General features: G+C 57.3%; 14 protein-coding genes and 1 pseudogene. 8 read left to right on the plus strand and 7 right to left on the minus strand.

The annotated features are described in order from the left end of the window. From cheY to AC097R_RS20750, 6 genes are all read right to left on the minus strand, one after another. On the minus strand, nt 1-390 hold the full coding sequence (gene cheY / locus AC097R_RS20725; protein ID WP_105261429.1) for a chemotaxis response regulator CheY: 390 nt from the start codon (nt 388-390) through the stop codon (nt 1-3). A gap of 60 nt (nt 391-450) precedes the next feature. Then, nucleotides 451-1,395 (minus strand): flagellar motor protein MotB, encoded by a 945-nt coding sequence (gene motB / locus AC097R_RS20730; RefSeq protein ID WP_479600120.1) that lies wholly within the window; start codon nt 1,393-1,395, stop codon nt 451-453. Nucleotides 1,396-1,413: 18 nt separating this feature from the next. Beyond that, nucleotides 1,414-2,271, minus strand: a complete 858-nt coding sequence (gene motA, locus AC097R_RS20735; protein ID WP_310345982.1) for a flagellar motor stator protein MotA — start codon at nt 2,269-2,271, stop codon at nt 1,414-1,416. Nucleotides 2,272-2,435: 164 nt separating this feature from the next. After that, a complete protein-coding gene (gene flhC / locus AC097R_RS20740) occupies nt 2,436-2,972 on the minus strand; it encodes a flagellar transcriptional regulator FlhC (RefSeq protein WP_310345978.1) in 537 nt (178 codons plus the stop codon). A 25-nt stretch (nt 2,973-2,997) separates the two neighbouring features. Then, nucleotides 2,998-3,324, minus strand: a complete 327-nt coding sequence (flhD, locus tag AC097R_RS20745; RefSeq protein ID WP_310345975.1) for a flagellar transcriptional regulator FlhD — start codon at nt 3,322-3,324, stop codon at nt 2,998-3,000. Between the two features lie 322 nt (nt 3,325-3,646). Further along, complete coding sequence (locus AC097R_RS20750; RefSeq protein WP_479600121.1) at nt 3,647-5,221, minus strand: flagellin N-terminal helical domain-containing protein; 1,575 nt, start codon at nt 5,219-5,221, stop codon at nt 3,647-3,649. Nucleotides 5,222-5,652: 431 nt separating this feature from the next. On the opposite strand from AC097R_RS20750, the gene AC097R_RS20755 reads away from it, so the two are divergent. The 5 genes from AC097R_RS20755 (at nt 5,653) to AC097R_RS20775 (ending at nt 11,406) form a co-directional block, all read left to right on the plus strand. Continuing rightward, on the plus strand, nt 5,653-7,122 hold the full coding sequence (locus AC097R_RS20755; RefSeq protein ID WP_479600130.1) for a flagellin N-terminal helical domain-containing protein: 1,470 nt from the start codon (nt 5,653-5,655) through the stop codon (nt 7,120-7,122). A 175-nt stretch (nt 7,123-7,297) separates the two neighbouring features. Beyond that, on the plus strand, nt 7,298-9,280 hold the full coding sequence (gene fliD, locus AC097R_RS20760; protein WP_479600122.1) for a flagellar filament capping protein FliD: 1,983 nt from the start codon (nt 7,298-7,300) through the stop codon (nt 9,278-9,280). 13 nt (nt 9,281-9,293) lie between these two features. Then, the gene (locus AC097R_RS20765; protein WP_479600123.1) at nt 9,294-10,565 is read left to right on the plus strand and encodes a S1 family peptidase; all 1,272 of its coding nucleotides are present in this window, start codon (nt 9,294-9,296) and stop codon (nt 10,563-10,565) included. Nucleotides 10,566-10,673: 108 nt separating this feature from the next. Beyond that, nucleotides 10,674-11,093 (plus strand): flagellar export chaperone FliS, encoded by a 420-nt coding sequence (fliS, locus tag AC097R_RS20770; RefSeq protein ID WP_479600124.1) that lies wholly within the window; start codon nt 10,674-10,676, stop codon nt 11,091-11,093. Nucleotides 11,094-11,106: 13 nt separating this feature from the next. Next, nucleotides 11,107-11,406, plus strand: coding sequence for a flagellar protein FliT (locus AC097R_RS20775; protein WP_479600125.1), 300 nt, complete (start codon nt 11,107-11,109; stop codon nt 11,404-11,406). Nucleotides 11,407-11,419: 13 nt separating this feature from the next. On the opposite strand, the gene AC097R_RS20780 is transcribed toward AC097R_RS20775, so the two are convergent. Next, the gene (locus AC097R_RS20780) at nt 11,420-13,231 is read right to left on the minus strand and encodes an O-linked N-acetylglucosamine transferase, SPINDLY family protein (protein ID WP_479600126.1); all 1,812 of its coding nucleotides are present in this window, start codon (nt 13,229-13,231) and stop codon (nt 11,420-11,422) included. 157 nt (nt 13,232-13,388) lie between these two features. On the opposite strand from AC097R_RS20780, the gene AC097R_RS20785 reads away from it, so the two are divergent. From AC097R_RS20785 to AC097R_RS20795, 3 genes and pseudogenes are all read left to right on the plus strand, one after another. Continuing rightward, on the plus strand, nt 13,389-14,744 hold the full coding sequence (locus tag AC097R_RS20785; protein ID WP_479600127.1) for an efflux transporter outer membrane subunit: 1,356 nt from the start codon (nt 13,389-13,391) through the stop codon (nt 14,742-14,744). A gap of 8 nt (nt 14,745-14,752) precedes the next feature. After that, on the plus strand, nt 14,753-16,690 hold the full coding sequence (locus AC097R_RS20790) for a tetratricopeptide repeat protein (RefSeq protein WP_479600128.1): 1,938 nt from the start codon (nt 14,753-14,755) through the stop codon (nt 16,688-16,690). Nucleotides 16,691-16,957: 267 nt separating this feature from the next. Next, a pseudogene (locus AC097R_RS20795) lies at nt 16,958-17,410 on the plus strand (heme utilization protein); the annotation flags it as partial.

The following is a 17,410-nucleotide window of genomic DNA, read 5'->3' on the forward strand; positions in this document are numbered from 1 at the left end:
TTACTTCAAGCCCATTTTTGTCAGGATGTGGTTCACCTTGTCTTCCAGGGTGGCCTTGGTGAACGGTTTGACGATGTAGCCGGCCGCACCCTGTTGGGCCGCCAGCACAATGTCTTCCTTGCGGGCTTCCGCGGTCACCATCAGTACGGGCAGGTGTTTGAGCTTGTCGTCTTTTTTGATCTCGGCCAGCAATTGAAACCCGTTCATATTGGGCATGTTGATATCGCTAACCACGAAGTCAAAGGTGCTGGCGCGGAGTTTTTGCAGGGCGACCACCCCGTCCTCGGCCTCATCAGCCTCGGCATAGCCACTTTCCTTGAGCAGATTGCGAACAATTCTGCGCATGGTGGAGAAGTCATCAACAACTAGAAAGCGCAATTCTTTGGACATAGATAACCTTTAACCAGGCAATTTTCGAATTTCTGCAAGTATGACCGAATTTTCGCGGAGTTATGGTGTCGATTTTGCGCCTGTAGCCGCTGCGGGGGGCGCGGTTTCCGTCTCGATTTCCAGCGGGACTGTCTTGGTGCCCAAGAGCCGTTCTTCCGCGTCTTTGGTCATCACCAGAATGCTGATGCGGCGGTTGCTGGGGCTCATCGGGTCGTCGGGTTCCAGTGGCAGGCTGGAGGCCATGCCCACCACGCGCGCCAGCTTGTCTTCGGGCATGCCAGCCGCAATCAGTTCCCGGCGGGAGGCGTTGGCACGGTCGGCCGACAGCTCCCAGTTGCTGTAGCCACGGGCCGCATTGCCATAGGCCAGGCGGTCGGTGTGGCCGTCCAGGCTGATCTTGTTTTCGACCTCTGCCAGGGCCAGGCCAATTTCGCGCAGGATGTCGCGCATATAGGGTTTGACGGTGGCGCTGCCGCTGTCAAACATGGGGCGGCGCTGGTCGTCTACGATTTGGATCTGCAGGCCGTCCGGGGTGATTTCGAGTTTGATCTGTGAGCTGAACTCGGCCATCTTAGGGTTGTTGGAGATGGTTGCCGCAATTTTGGCGGCCAGGGTGGCCAGCGCTTTGGCGTCGTTTTTGGCACGTTCGATCTTGGCCTGTTCACCCGACATCTTCTTGGCCGTTTTCTCGGTGCCGTCGCCGCGGCGCGATTGGCCGGCTTGCTGCGTCAGGTCGTTGCCGCCGCCGGTGATCACGCTGTTGCTGGCGCCCGCACCCGCGCCACCTTGCATAGCGACTTTGAGGGGCGACTGGAAGTAGTCGGAAATGCCTTTTTTGTCGCCTTCCGACGTGCTGCCCAGTAGCCACATCAGCAAGAAGAACGCCATCATGGCGGTCACGAAGTCGGCATAGGCGATCTTCCAGGCGCCCCCATGCGCAGCGTGGCCGCCTTTTTTGACCCGCTTGATGATGATTGGCTGAAGCTTCTTGGCGTCTCCGGCCATGCTCAGGCGCCCCCGCGCTTACTTTTTCTTGACATACGCTTCCAGCTCGGCAAACGTGGGGCGCTCTGTGGAATACAGAACTTTGCGGCCGAACTCAATGGCAGTGGAGGGGTTGTAGCCCTGCATGCTGGCCAGCAACGTGGTTTTGATGCACTGCAATTCCTTACCGGCTTCTTCCACTTTTTGCTCCAACAGGCCACCCAGCGGTTCGGCAAAGGCGTACGCCAGCAAAATGCCCAGGAAGGTGCCGACCAGCGCCGAGCCGATCATCCCGCCCAGCACCGCAGGGGGCTGGCCCACCGAGCCCATGGTGTTCACCACGCCCAGCACCGCCGCCACAATCCCGAAAGCGGGCAAGCCACCGGCAATGCGCTGGATGGCGGCCACGGCAGCGTGTTCTTCGTGGTGGTGGGTTTCGATTTCGCTGTCCATGAGCGATTCGATTTCATGGGCATTCAGGTTACCCGACACCATCATGCGCAGGTAATCGGTGATGAACTCCACCACGTGGTGGTCGGAACCTACGGTGGAGTATTTTTTGAAGATTTCGGACTGCTCAGGCTCTTCGACATCTTTTTCAATCGCCATCAGCCCTTCTTTGCGGGCCTTTTGCAGGATGTCGAACATCAGCGCCATGAGTTCCATGTAGCGCGCCTTGGTGTACTTGCTGCCTTTGAAGCAGGCGCCCAGGCCCTTCATGGTGGACTTGATCACCTTCATCTGGTTGTTGGCCAAAAAGGCGCCCAGGGTGGCGCCCCCGATGGTCAGCATTTCGAAGGGGAGTGCGTGCAACACCACGCTGATGTTGCCGCCGTGCGCGATGAACACGCCGAACACGCAGCCAAGAACAACCAGCCAGCCGATGATTACGAACATAGGAACATTGTGACAGGGAAGCCAGGGGCTTCAGGGGTTGAACAGCCTGGCTTTTCAGGGCCGTCTCTATCATATCGTCGCCTTGTCCGTTGTCTTGAGTTTTATCTAAAAATGACCTCTAGCCCCCGTGGATATTGCGCAAGTAGCTACTATATTTGTAGCGACTAGTGCAGCAAGATGCCGCCGGCGGTAGAGCCTTTGCCGGCCCGTGCGGGGGGGGTGCACAGCCCGCACTCAAAGTGGCGGGAGTTTTCATAGGCTTCCGAGACAAAGTGGCCGCCGCACTTGGAGCACTTGGTCATGGACAGCATGTTGTTGTCGATGAACTTCACCAGGCGCCAGGCGCGGGTGATGGACAGCAGGGGCTCGACACCGCAGGCGGCGATCTGCTCGGTGTAGAGGCGGTAGGCGGCCATGATGGCGTCGATGTCCTCCATGGCGCTGACCTTGCTCAGGTACTCATAGGTGTTCTGGAACAGCGACGCGTGGATATTAGGCTGCCAGGTCAGGAACCACTCGGTGGAGAAGGGCAGCTGGCCCTTGCTGGGAGAACGGCCGGCCACTTCCTTGTACAGGCGCAGCAGACGCTCGTAAGACAGGTCGGTTTCGCTCTCCAGCACCTGCAGGCGGGCGCCCAGCTGGATCAGGGAGACTGCGCGCTCGACTTGCTTGGAGTCGTTCAAAACACTTTTGGTGGCCATGGGGTGCTCCTGCGGGGTGGGGTGCTCAGACGGCTTCGGCGAAACGGCCGGCCATCAAGATGCTGGCGTGCAGCTTGGTGGTGGCGTCGTTGTCCACCTTGTTGGTCGAGTGGTTTGTCAACAGGTTCCAGACGATGTCGTCGTCCACCCGGAAGCGGCACAGCAGCATGTTGCTCGATGCAATGCGCATGATTTGTGCGGGGGAGAGGGCGGTAATCATGTCGGCGGCTTCCTCCGACATGCCCAGGCGAAACAGGGCTTCTGCCTTGTCCTTGCGGATCAGGCTTTGGGCCAGCATCAGGTAAGTCATATTGGCTTCCCGGATCTGCGCCAGTAGTTGTTCGTCGTTCATATTCGGCTCCTGGTGAGGGCAATTCGTGTGAATCACCATGGAGCGAATTCTGGTTGCCAGGCCTCAAAACTTGAATCAGAAAAAGGCTAATCCACGTGTCGGAAACGCAGACGCGCCCTGTAGGCGAACTTCCTACAAGCGCAAGGCAATCAGCATGGAGTGGCCCGCAACGAAGGGGCGTGAGCGGTCCACAGAGGACGCGTACACATGGGTTGTCGGCAGCATGGGCTGCAAACTTGAGAACTTAATTTAAGCGTGCGACAGACGTACCTGTCCCACAGTCGCCATCCAACGGATGGTTCCCCAGAAGAGGGTTGTGCTATCAGCCCTTGAGCAACTGCAACACCGACTGCGGCAACTGGTTGGCCTGCGCCACCATGGCGGTACCAGCCTGTTGCAGAATTTGCGTGCGCGACAGGTTGGCGGTTTCCATCGCAAAGTCCGCATCTTGGATACGTGAGCGCGAGGCGCTCAAGTTTTCCGACGTGGTTTGCAGGCTGCTAATGGCGGTCTCGAACCGCGACTGCAGGGCGCCGAATTTGGCGCGCTGTGCGGAGATGACCGAGAGGGATGAGTCCACAGTTGACAGCGTGCGGGTGGCGGCTTCCACGGTGGAAACGTCCATGGTGGAGGCGGATTGCAACTCACTGGCGGAGTTGGCGGTCGAAAAATAGCTGGCACCAGTTCCTGTGCTTTCCCCATTGGTGTTGCTGACACTGAAGCTGCCGTTGGAATCCAGGGTCAATGCACCCACGACATAGGCGCTCCCGCTGGCGGCCATCGTGACAACAGCCGGTGTTGTCGTTACGACGGCGGGCGGAATGGGGCCTACGGGCGCATTGACGACGTCGAAGCTCCCGACTGAACTCGCTCCACTGTTGATCTGAATATCGGCGCCGGAATCGTTGGTCAGCGTGATGCCGGTGCCTGCGGTATTCAGCTTGGCTGTGATACCCGTTTGGGAGGACTTGTCGTTGAAGGCCGTAACCGCTGCAGCCAAGCCGTCATTGGTGTTGAGGGTAGTGCCGATATTGAAGCCAATCGTCACTGGCGTTGCCGTCGGGTTGTTCGACACCACGGTGAGCGAATAGCTCCCGGCAGTAGTGAAATTGTTGATGTCAACCTCTGTACGCGCCGTGGCCGTTACCCCGGTAGTGCCGGCTTGGGCATTGATGGATGCTGCAACGAGTTTGGCGCTGTCCCCAATGTTGACTGCCACGTTAGCTGTGCCAGTGGATCCGCTGACGACCAGCGTATCCGCGGTAGTTACTGGGCTAGTGTTGCCGGTGACGGCTGTCGACGGATTGGTGCCTGCACTGGTAGTGCCCAGTACCAGATCGCCGGCCCCGCCGGTGCTGGAGGCAACTGAGGATCCGATTCGGTTGTTACCGTATTTCGTGGTGCTGAAATTGGCGGTAGTGGCAATGATGGTCTGGTTGGCATTAGCGCCCACTTGGAAGGTGGCGGAAGTAAAGCTGCCGTCCAGAATGTTCTGGCCGTTGAACTGGGTGGTCTGCGCTATGCGGTTGAGTTCGGCAGTCAGTTGGCTGACTTCGGCGTTTAGGGCGGCACGGTCCGAAGAGGAGTTCGTGGCGTTGGCCGATTGCACCGCCAGTTCGCGGACGCGTTGCAGGATGCTGGATGCGCTGCCCAGTGCGCCTTCCGCTACCTGCGCCAGCGAAATGCCGTCATTGGCATTGCGGGCCGCTTGGTTGACGCCACGGATCTGCGAGGTAAAGCGTTCACTGATGGCCAAACCCGCCGCATCGTCTTTGGCGCTGTTGATGCGCAAACCTGAGGACAGGCGGGCCATGGAGGTAGCCATTGCCGACTGCGAACTGCTGAGGTTGCGTTGCGCAGTCAGCGACTGAACGTTGGTATTGATGGTTGAGGCCATTGCGGAACTCCTAAATAAAGTGAATCAGCGTCGCCGCCGATTGCATAGCCTGCTAGCCCGCAGACAATCAGTAACGATGGGTGAATTCTGGAGAAGCCCTCCTCAGGCATATGGGCAATAAGCACGGCAAAAGGCGGCCAAATTCTTGACGCTCTGGCAATCTTGATAGGGGTAAACCCTTAAACGCATGAATTGCCCGGTGAACTCCGCGCTAATTCAATTTCCGTCACCTAGGGCTGCGTGTTAAGAGCTGTTTGAAGTGAAGTTGCTAAAGTTTTCTGGGATTGACCCGAAAACAATTGCAACGGGCCTTAGCGGGCCTGTCGTCCGGGAGGCGCCACTGTGGCGCACCGGTCATGGCGGCCAGTAGCGATGCTGGCGTTGAGATCGGCATTTCGCCGGATTTACAGGTTCTTACCAGGAGTTATCACATGACCGCAACCATCAATACCAACATCAACACGTTGACCGCACAACGCAATCTGACCAACAGTCAGTCGGCGTTGGGTACCTCCATCCAGCGCCTGTCCTCGGGTTTGCGCATCAACAGCGCAAAGGATGATGCTGCCGGTTTGGCGATTTCGGAGCGTTTCACCTCTCAAATCCGTGGCCTGAACCAAGCGGCCCGCAATGCCAATGACGGCATTTCGCTGGCGCAAACCGCTGAAGGCGCACTGGGTTCCATGAGCACCGTGCTGCAGCGTGTGCGTGAGTTGGCGGTGCAATCTGCCAATGCCACCAATTCGGCCTCCGATCGCCAAGCGATCAATGCTGAAGTGAATCAGCTCACTGCCGAACTGGATCGTATCTCGCTCACGACGCAGTTCAACGGCCAAAACTTGTTGGATGGCAGCTTCGGCTCGGCCGTCTTCCAAGTCGGCGCCAACGCCAACCAGACCGTGACCGCCACCACGGGCAACACCCGCACCAGCCAGTACGGCAACAACCAAATCGCCGGCTCCAACGCGGGTGCGGCATCTACCGCAACCGCTTTTGGTCTCAACGGCGTTACTGCAGGTGCCATTGCTATCAGCGGCTACGTTGGTACGGCCTCTGCCACGGTTGCTTTGAACGATACGGCAAAGACCATCGCTGCCGCCATCAATGGCCAAACCGCCTCGACGGGTGTTACCGCAACTGCACGTACCGACGCAACAGTGACCTTTGGTACTGCAGGGGCCTACACACTGAATCTGCGCTCTGATAACTCTGCGAACCAAACCATCACCTTCTCGCTGACGGCGGTAGCAACTGCAGATGGTTTGGCCACAGCGGTGTCTGCGATCAACGATCAGTCCTCCAAAACGGGAGTGACTGCATCTGTCAATGCGGCAGGCACTGGCGTGACGTTGACCAATGCCACTGGCAATGACATTTACTTGGGCGACACCACCGCAACCAACGCGGGTGCTGTGACCATCACTAAGCTGGACAGTGCAGGAGCGGCAATCGCAGGTACTATCACGTTGGCCGCCGATGCGACGGCAGATGATTCGCTGACCAGTGGCTCTTTGGTCCTTGATTCGCAAAAGTCCTTTGCAGTGACCTCTGCAAGTACGGCGACTACCACTGGAACTTCCACATTGAACAAGGTGTCTGATCTGGACGTGTCGACAGTCGCGAAAGCTACGCAGGCCATTAAAACCGTTGATTCTGCGGTGGCTTTCATTAGTGGCGAGCGTGCTAAATACGGTGCCTTGCAGTCCCGTTTTGAAACCACGATCTCCAGCTTGAACATCACGTCTGAAAACTTGAGCGCATCCCGCTCACGCGTTCAGGATGCCGACTTTGCGGTGGAAACAGCCAACCTGTCGCGCGCCCAAATCCTGCAACAGGCCGGCACAGCGATGGTGGCCCAGGCGAACCAGTTGCCCCAGGGCGTGCTGGCCCTGCTGCGTTAATCAAGGCGAGTAAGGATTCGGCGCTAAAGTATCTGCGGCAGCGTCCGATATAGAGGGTGGCAAGGGAGAAATCCCTCGCCACCCTTTTTTCTGTGGGAAAACCGGGTCTTTTCATGGTTTATTCGCGGTGCCAAAGTGCGACACTTCGGAGTCTTGGACTGAGTAGGAGGCTTGAATGGCTACCATTTCTTCATTGGGGGTCGGCACTGGCGGCCTGGACTCCGAGGCGATCGTCACCAAATTGGTGGCGCTGGAGAAGCAGCCACTGACGTCTTTGAAGGCCAAAGCCACCATCGACCAGGCCAAAATTTCCTCGTTTGGTCAGATTCAATCCCAATTTTCGGCACTGAGTGACGTCGCGACCCGAATTGCGGCTGCCTCGGTCTGGAGTTCGCGGGTGGCCTCGTCCTCCAACACAAGCGCTGCAACGATTGTTGCAACAGCCTCTACAGCCGCCACGTCTTTTACATTGGATGTGGATGCATTGGCCAAGGAACAGTCCAATTCGTCGGCCTCAGTGGCCTTGGGATCTTTAGTGGGCGCTGGCACTCTGACGTTTCGGACGGGTACTTGGTCTGGGGGCTCTGCCGACGCCAGTACTACCAACGCAGATATTGCCGCCAAGGATGCGCTGGTGGTCAGTACCGCTGCTGCCTCGACGGTTGCCACGAATGCCGCGACTACCGCCAGCGCTACTGCCGGTAGTACGGCCGCCTCGGCAGCCTCTGCTTTGGCGGATGACAACACGGCGGCATCGGATCTGGCTTCTGCTGCGGTTTCGCCCGAACAGACTGCTTATGCCAGCGCCTATTCCGATTGGGTGTCCGCCATTACAGCCAACGACCACAGCACCCCAGCGCTGCAGGCTGCCGAAGCAGCAGCTTTGACAGCAAAAAACAATGCATACGCAGCAATGACAGGTGGGGAGCAGACTTCGGCCAATAGCATCACCGCGACGGCCGACGCTACCGATGCCTCTGCACTCAAAGGCGTTGCTCTGAGTGCGGCAACAGCCTCCACGGTAGCTACTGCTGCAGCTAGTGCGGCAGCCACTGCGGCAGCCGCAGCCGTCACCGCCGCTAACTCTGCCCGACCAACGTTCACGGCGGGAGGCAGCAGCTCTGATGTGGCGATCACCGTCACCGCAGCGGACACTATCACCACGCTGGCAGCCAAGATTAATGCTTCTACGGCTGGTGTCGTGGCTACGGTGTTTCGTGATGGGACTGGTGAGCGTTTGCTGTTGCGTTCCAAGAGCACGGGCGCGGATTCAGGATTCAAGATTCAGGCGACGGATGCAGATAGCAATAATGCAGACAACGCAGGCCTTTCCCGCTTTGCCTATGATCCCCAAACTGCTGCATTTGGAATGGCTTCCAGTGGCACGCCGGCGCAGAATGGCCAAGATGCCAAAGCCCGCATCAACGGTTTGGCGGTAACTTCCACAACCAATACCCTGACGGACAACATCCCAGGGGTGACTATCACGTTGACGGCGACCACCACGACTAATTACGGAACGGTCAGTGAGACGAAGGCCCCCGTCACTATGGCAGTGCGGGAAGATGTCACACCTGCAGTCAAGAATGTGCAGGATTTCATTACCGCTTACAACACGCTGGCAGCGTCTTTGGCTGATATGACCAAGTACGACGCTTCAACAAAGACGCCTGCGATTTTTCAGGGGGATTCCGCAGTGTTGGGCCTCCAAAGTATCTTGCGCAATATGTTGGGTTCGGTCAGCACGGGGTCGGCGTACCAACGGCTGTCTGACGTGGGTGTAGAACGTCAACTGGATGGCTCGCTGACACTCAACACCGCCAAACTGAGCACTGCAGCCAATAACGGAACTGAACTTCAGAAACTGTTCACCACCAACAATGGCAACGCACAGACCAACGGGTTTGCTCTGAAGTTCAGCGCTTTGGCTAAGGGGGTTTTGGGGACCGGTGGGTCTGTTGTGAACAAGGCGAGCTCCCTGCAAAAGGATCTGGATCGCAATGCAACGGAGCAAACCCGGGTGAATGACCGTGCGGACGCTGTCGAGGCGCGCTTGCGCAAGCAATACACCGCGTTGGACACCAAGATGGCTTCGTTGTCAGCTCTCAACGCCTATGTGGCGCAGCAGGTAACGACCTGGAACAAGTCGACCAGTTGATGGGCGATCGACCATGACAACTCAGGTGCGTGGTGTTAGATTATTGGGGCTGGTATTGGTTGGCCTTCTGGTCGCATGTTCCACCAGCGTGCAGAAGGTGCCTGTGGGTGCCGCGCTAGTGGCGCCAATCGATGCCGGCGCCAAGATCATTCAGTTTCGAAAAATTGCGGATGCCTTGCCGAAAGGTGAGCTCATTGGAAAGTCGCGTTTTGGCGTTCTGTGCATTCCCGGCAAACCCCTCGCCTGGCGGGATGGCCGCGTGAATGTCAATGACGATGAGTTTGCAGAGAGTTTCCGCCAAGAAGTCGAAAAAGCCAAATTCGCTACTGTAGTTGAGCCTGGGGCTACCCCGGAAACCACCATTAGCCCCCGAGCCGGGTTTCTGGTGTCAGGACAGGTGGCTAATGTGAGCATGGACACATGCGCCCCTTGGTCCGACTTCGGAAACTGGCGGGATGCGCGTGGCGGTGCCTATGTCAAGGTGCAATGGCAGGTGTACAGCACCATGCAGAAGAAAGTAGTCTACGAGACCGCAACCGAAGGCTCCTACCAGACGGATGACAGTGTGCCCGGGGGGACGACCGAACTGATGCGAAGTGCATTTGCGTCAGCGACTCAGAACTTGCTCGCAGATGCGGCTTTTTATCGCACTGTCCACGGGGACAAAAAAGGGGCGTCTCCGGGCGGAGCTTCTGCCATGGCAGAGCCGCTGCGGGTGATGGAGGCGGCCAAAGGCAACGCCACCGTGGATGAGCCTAGGTCTGCCGTATTCACGGTGATTGCGGGACTGAACCGGGGTAGTGGGTTTGTCGTGAGTGCGGACGGGTATTTGATCACCAGTGAGCACACGGTTCGCGGCTACCAGCTGGTCAAACTCAAATCCGCTACGGGGCGTGAATCTCTGGGGTTTGTAATCCGCAGGGATGAGCAAAGCGACGTCGCGTTGGTGCAGCTCACCGAGCGCAATGCCTCAACATTGGCCCTTCGATCCAATCCGGCGGTGCTTGCCGGTGAGGATGTATATGTAATGGATGTTGCTGCGCGCACGCCCGATATGGGCATCCGCAAGGGCGCCGTCGGGACCCAGAAGGATGCAGTGGGGCTGAAATGGGTGCGCACTTCGGTGCCGCTGGCACCTCTGGATGCGGGTGCGCCGTTTTTTGACAAGACGGGCAAGGTGGTTGGGGTGGCGGTTGCGCCCGCTGTGGACGGTCCGGCGCAGCCGACAGGGGGGTTTGTCCCTATTTCTGAAGTGCTGGCGCGCCTTGCGTTAAGCTTGAAATAAAGAGAAGTTCCTTTGCGAACTCCGCTGGGTAAGTGGTTTCGGATTGAATGCACTTTAGTTGGCGCTGGCGGTGCCGATATAGGTTGCAAGAAGATAAGGAATTGCAGCATGTTTACTTCCGTCAACGCCCGTTCGGCTTCCGCCTACAAAAGAGCGAGTGTGGATGCCAGTGTGGAAATGGCCAATCCGCATCAGTTGGTGACCTTGCTGTTTGAGGCCTTGCAGCGCACGCTAGGGTCGGCCACCCTGGCAATGCAGGCGGGTGATATCGGCGCAAAATGCAACCACATCAGCTCCGCCATTCGCATTCTGGAAGAGGGGCTGATTGCCCCGCTAGACCTGTCCAAAGGCGGTGAACTGGCAGGCAATTTGAAAAATCTGTACGAATACTGCGTCATGCGCTTGGTGCTTGCCAATGCCAAGAACGATCCAGCTTTGCTCAATGAGGTAAAGCAATTGATTGAGCCCGTGGCCAGCGGATGGAAGCAAATTGATGGGCAAGGTCCCGCCTACCTGAAGCCTGTTTGAGACTGAGGCCACCATGCCAAAGACATTGATCGAGTGTTACCGGGCCATAGAGGCCAGCAGCGTTCAGATGCTAGATGCTGCCCGCTCTCAGGATTGGGATACCGTTGTCCACCATGAGGGCGTGTGCGCTGTGTTGATAGAGCAGTTGCGCAGCCAGGCGCGTCGTCTTGAGTTGGACGCGCAGGAGAGAGCGGAGAAGTCCCGCATCATGCTTCGCATCCTGTGCAATGACGCCAAAGTGCGGGACCTGACCGAACCGTGGCTGGCACACTGCGACGCTCGCTTCAACACTCAGAGCACTCTGCTGCACTGACCCCTTCCGAACTCTAGAGCGCAGCAACAAGTTGCTGCAAGCGTTGCTCCAGGTTTCGTACGAACCGAGGGGTGTCAAACAAAACGCCACTAGCTTTTTCTTGCGCCAAGTGCTTGCGTATACGTGCAAGTTCCACGGGTTGGCCAGCTAGTGCCACAGCTTTTTCTTCGTAATCCTGCAGGTTGTAAGTGATCAGCTCTGGCAACTTGGCCGCTGTCAGGAGTGCACCCGCCATGCGCGAAGCAAAGGATCGCCCGGTGTAGGTCAGCAGAGGTAGTTCCATCCAGAGCGCGTCATTGGCAGTGGTGCCCGCATTGAATGGGAATGTATCCAGAAATAGGTCAGCCACTGCGTAGCGCGCCAAGTAGTCCGGTGGCAGCACCCTGCCAGCAAAGTAAAGGCGGCCCGGATCAATCCCGTGTTTTTGAGCTTCTGTTCGGAGATTTGCCTCGGCCCAAGGGTTGTCAGACAACAACCACAGCACGCTGCCCGGAGTCCGCCGCAAGATGTTCATCCATACGGAAAACACTTCGGGCGTGTACTTGTAATTGTTATTCAGGGAGCAAAACACAAAGGTATCCGGCGGCAACCCGCATGAGGCGCGCGTGGGCGTCTGGCCCACGGGGCGCTTGCGATCGCTCACCTGGTACACATCTGGCATGTAGAGAGGTTTTTCTGAATACAGGGATGCCGATGCTTCAGGGATCAAGAACTTGTCTGCAATGACATAGTCAATCGATGGCAAGCCGGTGGTCGCGGGGAGCCCCAGGTAGGTGATTTGCACTGGCGCGGGGCGGTACGCCAAGAGGTTCGCGCGTGCACCGGCAGTCTGACCTTGCAGGTCGATCAGGATGTCAATCTCGTGCGAGCGAATGAGATTGGCTGCATCTTCGTCGGTCATTCTGTCAATACGGTGGAATTGATCCATAGACTGAATCACCCTTTGGCGCAGCCCGGAACCGTCTTCCGGGCTCCAACAATAGCCATAGATTTCAAACTGAGTACGGTCGTGCAATTCGAAGAGCTCTGCAGTCAGCATGGAAACCGGATGCAAAGAGAAGTCAGACGAAACGTACGCAATCCGCAGTTTCGTGTGGCCATAGGCTTTGGGGTTGGCAAGTGTCGCTACGTTGGAGATCACCTTCTTTTCAACAAACCGGCGTGCAGCTTCCAGTTGTCTGACGGGCTCGTCGGAGACGCTGAGCATGGCCAACGCTGAGGTCGCTTTGTGCATGGCATCCAGACTGATGCCGGGGAACGTGGGGTAAACCGGCCATATGCATTGTTTTTGGCGCAGATGAATCCAATGATGTAAGGCATCCTCTTGGTTGGGGTCTAAGGTCAGGCTTCTAGTGAGCCACTCCAAGGCGTCGTGCATTTGTTTTTTGGTTTCCAGAACCCGGCCTTGGTGGTTGCAGGCCATGACGATCAAGGGTTTGGTCTCTGGGGGCTCTGCGCTGATGTTGTCTGCCACCCAGCGCCATTCTGCCAAGGCTTTCTCAATTTGCCCCATGCGTTCGAACAGAGAACCGAGGTTCAGGCGGGGTTGGGCAAATGTCGGATGTAACTCCATGGACTTCCGGTAGGCCGCCTCGGCATTTGGAAAATCGTCCAGGTTGGACAGGGTGACGCCCAGGTTGAAGTAGGCTGCGTACGCATAGGGCGATGGGGTTCTGCTGAGCCAAGTCTGGTAGAGGACGACAGACAAAGGGCTCAGCTTCTTGGCGTCCATTTGGGCGGCGCAGTCGATCAGCTGGGCAAACTCCAGCTGGCCATTCCATGCGCGCATGACGATGTCTACGAAGTTTTCTTCAAAAGATGCCACGGTGCCTCGGACGAATCGATAGGGTGAGCGGTATTACAGCAAGTATGTACTGGAATCAACCGCCTGAAACGGGGGGTGAAAGGGGGGCATTTGCAGTTTTGTCGGCGTGGGAAGCCACGTAGTATGCGTAGCCTGCACAGGTGTACTTTTGCTTTTTATGTACAGAGTTTTCCCTCTCACTGCGGTTGCCCTTCTGTTGTCGGCCTGTTCGCAGACTGAGCTGCAACGCCCTGTCGCGCCGGTGCCGGCCAAATGGGAGCAGGCTGGACAAGTCCCGGGGATCAATTCGGCGGCCACACACTGGCGTGCTTTTTTTACAGATTTGCGGTTGCGTGCGCTCCTGGAAGCCGCATTGGAGAACAACCGTGATCTACGCATGGCTGTCGGCCGGGTGCAGGAGGCGCGTGCGCAATATGGCGTGGTCCGCGCGGATCGTGTGCCAACAGTCAGCCTGGGGCCTCCGGCTGGTACAGCCATCACCACCGGCTATACCGCGCCACTGATTAGTGTCTCGTATGAGCTGGATTTCTGGGGGCGAATCAGCGGGATGACGGAAGTTGCCCGATTCAGCTTTCTAGCCACCGAAGATGCCCGGCGCGCTGTTCAATTGACTTTGGTTGCTGATGTTGCCAATGCGTATTACGAAATCTTGCAGTTAGATGAGCTTATTTCCCTTTTGCGCGCCACCGTCGATTTGCGCGAATACGCTGCTGAGCTGGTGGGGAGGGGGCGTGATCTTGGTGCTGCGAATGACAATGAGCATCTGCTGGCGACTGTTGCGCTGGAGTCTGGTCGTAGCAGTCTGGCGGCGCTGAAGCATCAACGTGCAGTGGCAGGGAATCGCTTGGACTTCTTGGTCGGTAAGACTGGCGTAATACAGCCGGAAGGAAAGTCCATTGAAGAGCCAGGATTCGATTCCGTGTTGCGGCCAGGGATTCCGAGCGAGGTGTTGCTGTTTCGGCCTGATGTCATGGCCAGCGAACAGCGGTTGCGAGCTGCACATGCCAATATAGGCGTAGCGCGCGCTGCATTTTTCCCCAAAATTGCCATCACTGCGGGTTTTGGCGCGGTCGGAGGGGGCTTCGCTAGTCTTTTTACTTCCAATTCGTCGACATTCTCGCCCTTGGTATCGCTGCCCGCGCTCTGGGATGGTGGGCGTGTTCAAGGCGGTGTAGCGGTAGCGCAGGCACGCCAGGAAATTGCAGTGGCCGAATACGAAAAGACCATTCAACAGGCTTTCCGCGAGGTGGCTGACCAGTTGTCGGCCCGTGAATCTTTGGCCAAGCAAATGCGCGCTGCGATGGCGAACAAAGCCTCCCAGGAAAGGCGATTGCTGATTGTCCAGGGGCGTTATGACGGTGGCTTGGTGGCATACCGGGAAGTGATTGAGGGGCAGCAAGACTTGTTGGCTGCGCAGCAGGCTGTGATCACATTGAGACGGGCGCAACTGGAGGCCGAGGTTCAGCTGTACAAGGCAATGGGTGGGGGCGAGCAACGTGCTGAAAAGATGTAGCGGTTGCAATGGCACCGTTGGCCATTGCTGGGGGGATGTCTGTGATATCTAGTCGCGATAAAGCTATTTTTTTGAGAACGCTGAAGTCGGCGCGCCTAGGATTGCCCGATGCACAGTACGAAGTGGGGTTGATGTACGCCAATGGCATTGGTGTCCCCCAAGATTTCAAGCAGGCGATCCACTGGATTCGCCTGTCGGCCGAGCGGGGGCATGTGCCTGCGCAATATCTCTTGGCTACGAGGTATGCAAGTGGCGTGGCAATTGAAAAAAACGAGCACCAAGCATTTGTCTGGTTCTTGCGAGCGGCTGTGCAAGGTCACCCCAAGGCCTATTTCCGATTGGGGAAATTGCATAGCGTGGCGCATCCGGAGGCCGCTTTTGCGTGCTTCATGAAGGCCGCGGAGCTTGGCACCCCAGAGGCCCAGTTGGCAGTTGCACAAGCCTTTGCCAAAGGTGTGGGCGTTGATCCTGATGTTCATCAGGCCCTACATTGGTGCAAAGCGTCTGCGGAGCAGGGGTTGGCCGCCGCGCAACACGCTTTGGCGGAAATGTATGCCACTGGGCAAGGTGCTTCACCAGATCTGGATACTGCCTTTTTTTGGTACCGCAGAGCGGCATCGCAGCGTTATGCGCCTGCGCAGGTGGCCATGGAGCTGTTGGACAACGAGGGGGGCGGTCGGTCTCCAGTCCTTGGTCAGAATCGCCGCCGGAAGGCTTCGGCGGAGCGCCGACAAATAGGCGTTGAAGAGTGGGTTGATGCTGCAGAGCACGCCGATGCGAATGTTTGGTACCACCTGGGATTGATGTTCGAGCTGGGGATGGCGGTTCCTCTAGACCTGATTCAAGCGGAGTATTGGTATTCGCGCGCGGCTCATGGCGAGGATGTTCGTGCGCAGGTCGCATTGGCCAAGTTACTAGAGGTCCGGCAAGAGCCGTCGGCCACCACTTGGCTTCTGAGGGCGGCAGAGCGGGGGGCGGTTGATGCCCAACTCGCGGTGGGGCACTGGTTGTTGGGAGCGGACAGTGCTGACCGCGATTTGTTTCGTGGTCTTGCCTGGTGCCTCAGAGCGGGTGAGCAGAATGACAACCGGGCTTGGCGGGCGCTGGCAGACACTTTTCACAAGAATGCGGAGGAGTTGGCGGCGACCGGGTACCGAAGGGCAGCCGATCTTGGGGATGCGCAGGCGCAGTACGTGGTGGCGCAGCAGTATGCAACAGGGCGCGGCGTTTTCAAGGATTCTGCCGTTGCTGTCAGTTGGTACAAGCTTTCGGCCGAGCAAGGACATGCAGAAGCGCAAAGTGCTTTGGGTGCCTGCTATTTGACTGGCGTGGGCATCGCATCTGATTTCCGTCAAGCATTGGATTGGCTACAGAAGGCCGCAGAGCAAGGGGATGCCAAAGCGCAGTGGAACATCGGATCCATCTTCGCCAGTGGACGTGGAGGCATCAAACGCGATCTCCCAACAGCATTTGTGTGGTGCAACAAATCTGCTGCGGCTGGGTTTGTGCCCGCCCAGGCGACCTTAGGTGTGCTCTTCACCCGGATTCGGGATTTTGAGCAGGCGGCCTTTTGGTTGAACAAAGCCGCTCAGCAGGGCGACGCGGAGGCTCAGTACAACCTAGGGGTGGCCTATATCAAAGGGCAGGGGGTGTCCGCTGACTTAGGGGAGGCTTTCCGTTGGATGGTCCTGGCGGCTGAACAGGGCCTTGCTCCTGCCCAGGCCAGATTGGGCTTGATGTACGTAACAGGAGATGGCGTTGCGTTGGACCCGATCGAGGCACATAAGTGGCTGATCCTGGCTTCCAAGGCAGGAGACGCGGGCGCGACGGCAAACTATTCGCGCTCTGAGGCGCAGCTAGGACTCATGCAAATTGCAGAAGCACAACGTAGAGTGGATATTTGGCTGAATGTAAGTGCTTGCAAACTTAAAAGTAATGATGCGTAAAGTGACTTGCATTTTTAAAAGAATGCAAGTTATACGGCTCAAATCCTTTGCTTAGCTCCTGCGTTTGTGCGATAAGGTGCTACTTTTAGAGGCAACTGCCCTGTTCATTTTGTGCCCATTGAACAATTTGTTTAAGTTTTGTAAAAAAGTGTCGTTATGAAGGAACGGGCGAACTCCATAAGTGGGTGCGCATTGCCTGTTTCATAGAGTCGGCATTTCATTTGCATCCCTTCAGCCGGTGCGAATAAAAAGGAATAGAGGTTAAAAATGGCAGCATCAAATTTCATTCTGGGTAGTACAACCGCGCAAATCGCCGCGTTGACTACGAAGCAGGTTACCGGGCTGTCTACCGATGATTTTGGTGCGCTGACCACCGCGCAAGTGGGGGCATTGACAACCTCAAATTTGGTTGTCTTGTCCACAGATCAGTTTCAGTCGTTGTCCACGGCTGCCGTTTCGTCGCTGAAAACCTCTCAGATTCAGGCGCTGACTACGGATGAACTCATTGCGCTGTCCACGGCCCAGATTGGCGTGCTTGGCTCGGCTGCGTTGGCTGCGTTGTCTACGGCCCAAGTCGCTGCGATTGAAACGGCTGATATTGAAGCGCTGACGACGTACCAGGTAGCGAACCTGTCGACGGCGACGCTGAAGGCGCTGAACAGTGCGCAGGTGGCTGCGATCGAGACGACCGACATCCGAGCGCTGACGACGGGCCAGATG

The organism is Rhodoferax sp. ZS1R25, assembly GCF_056521335.1.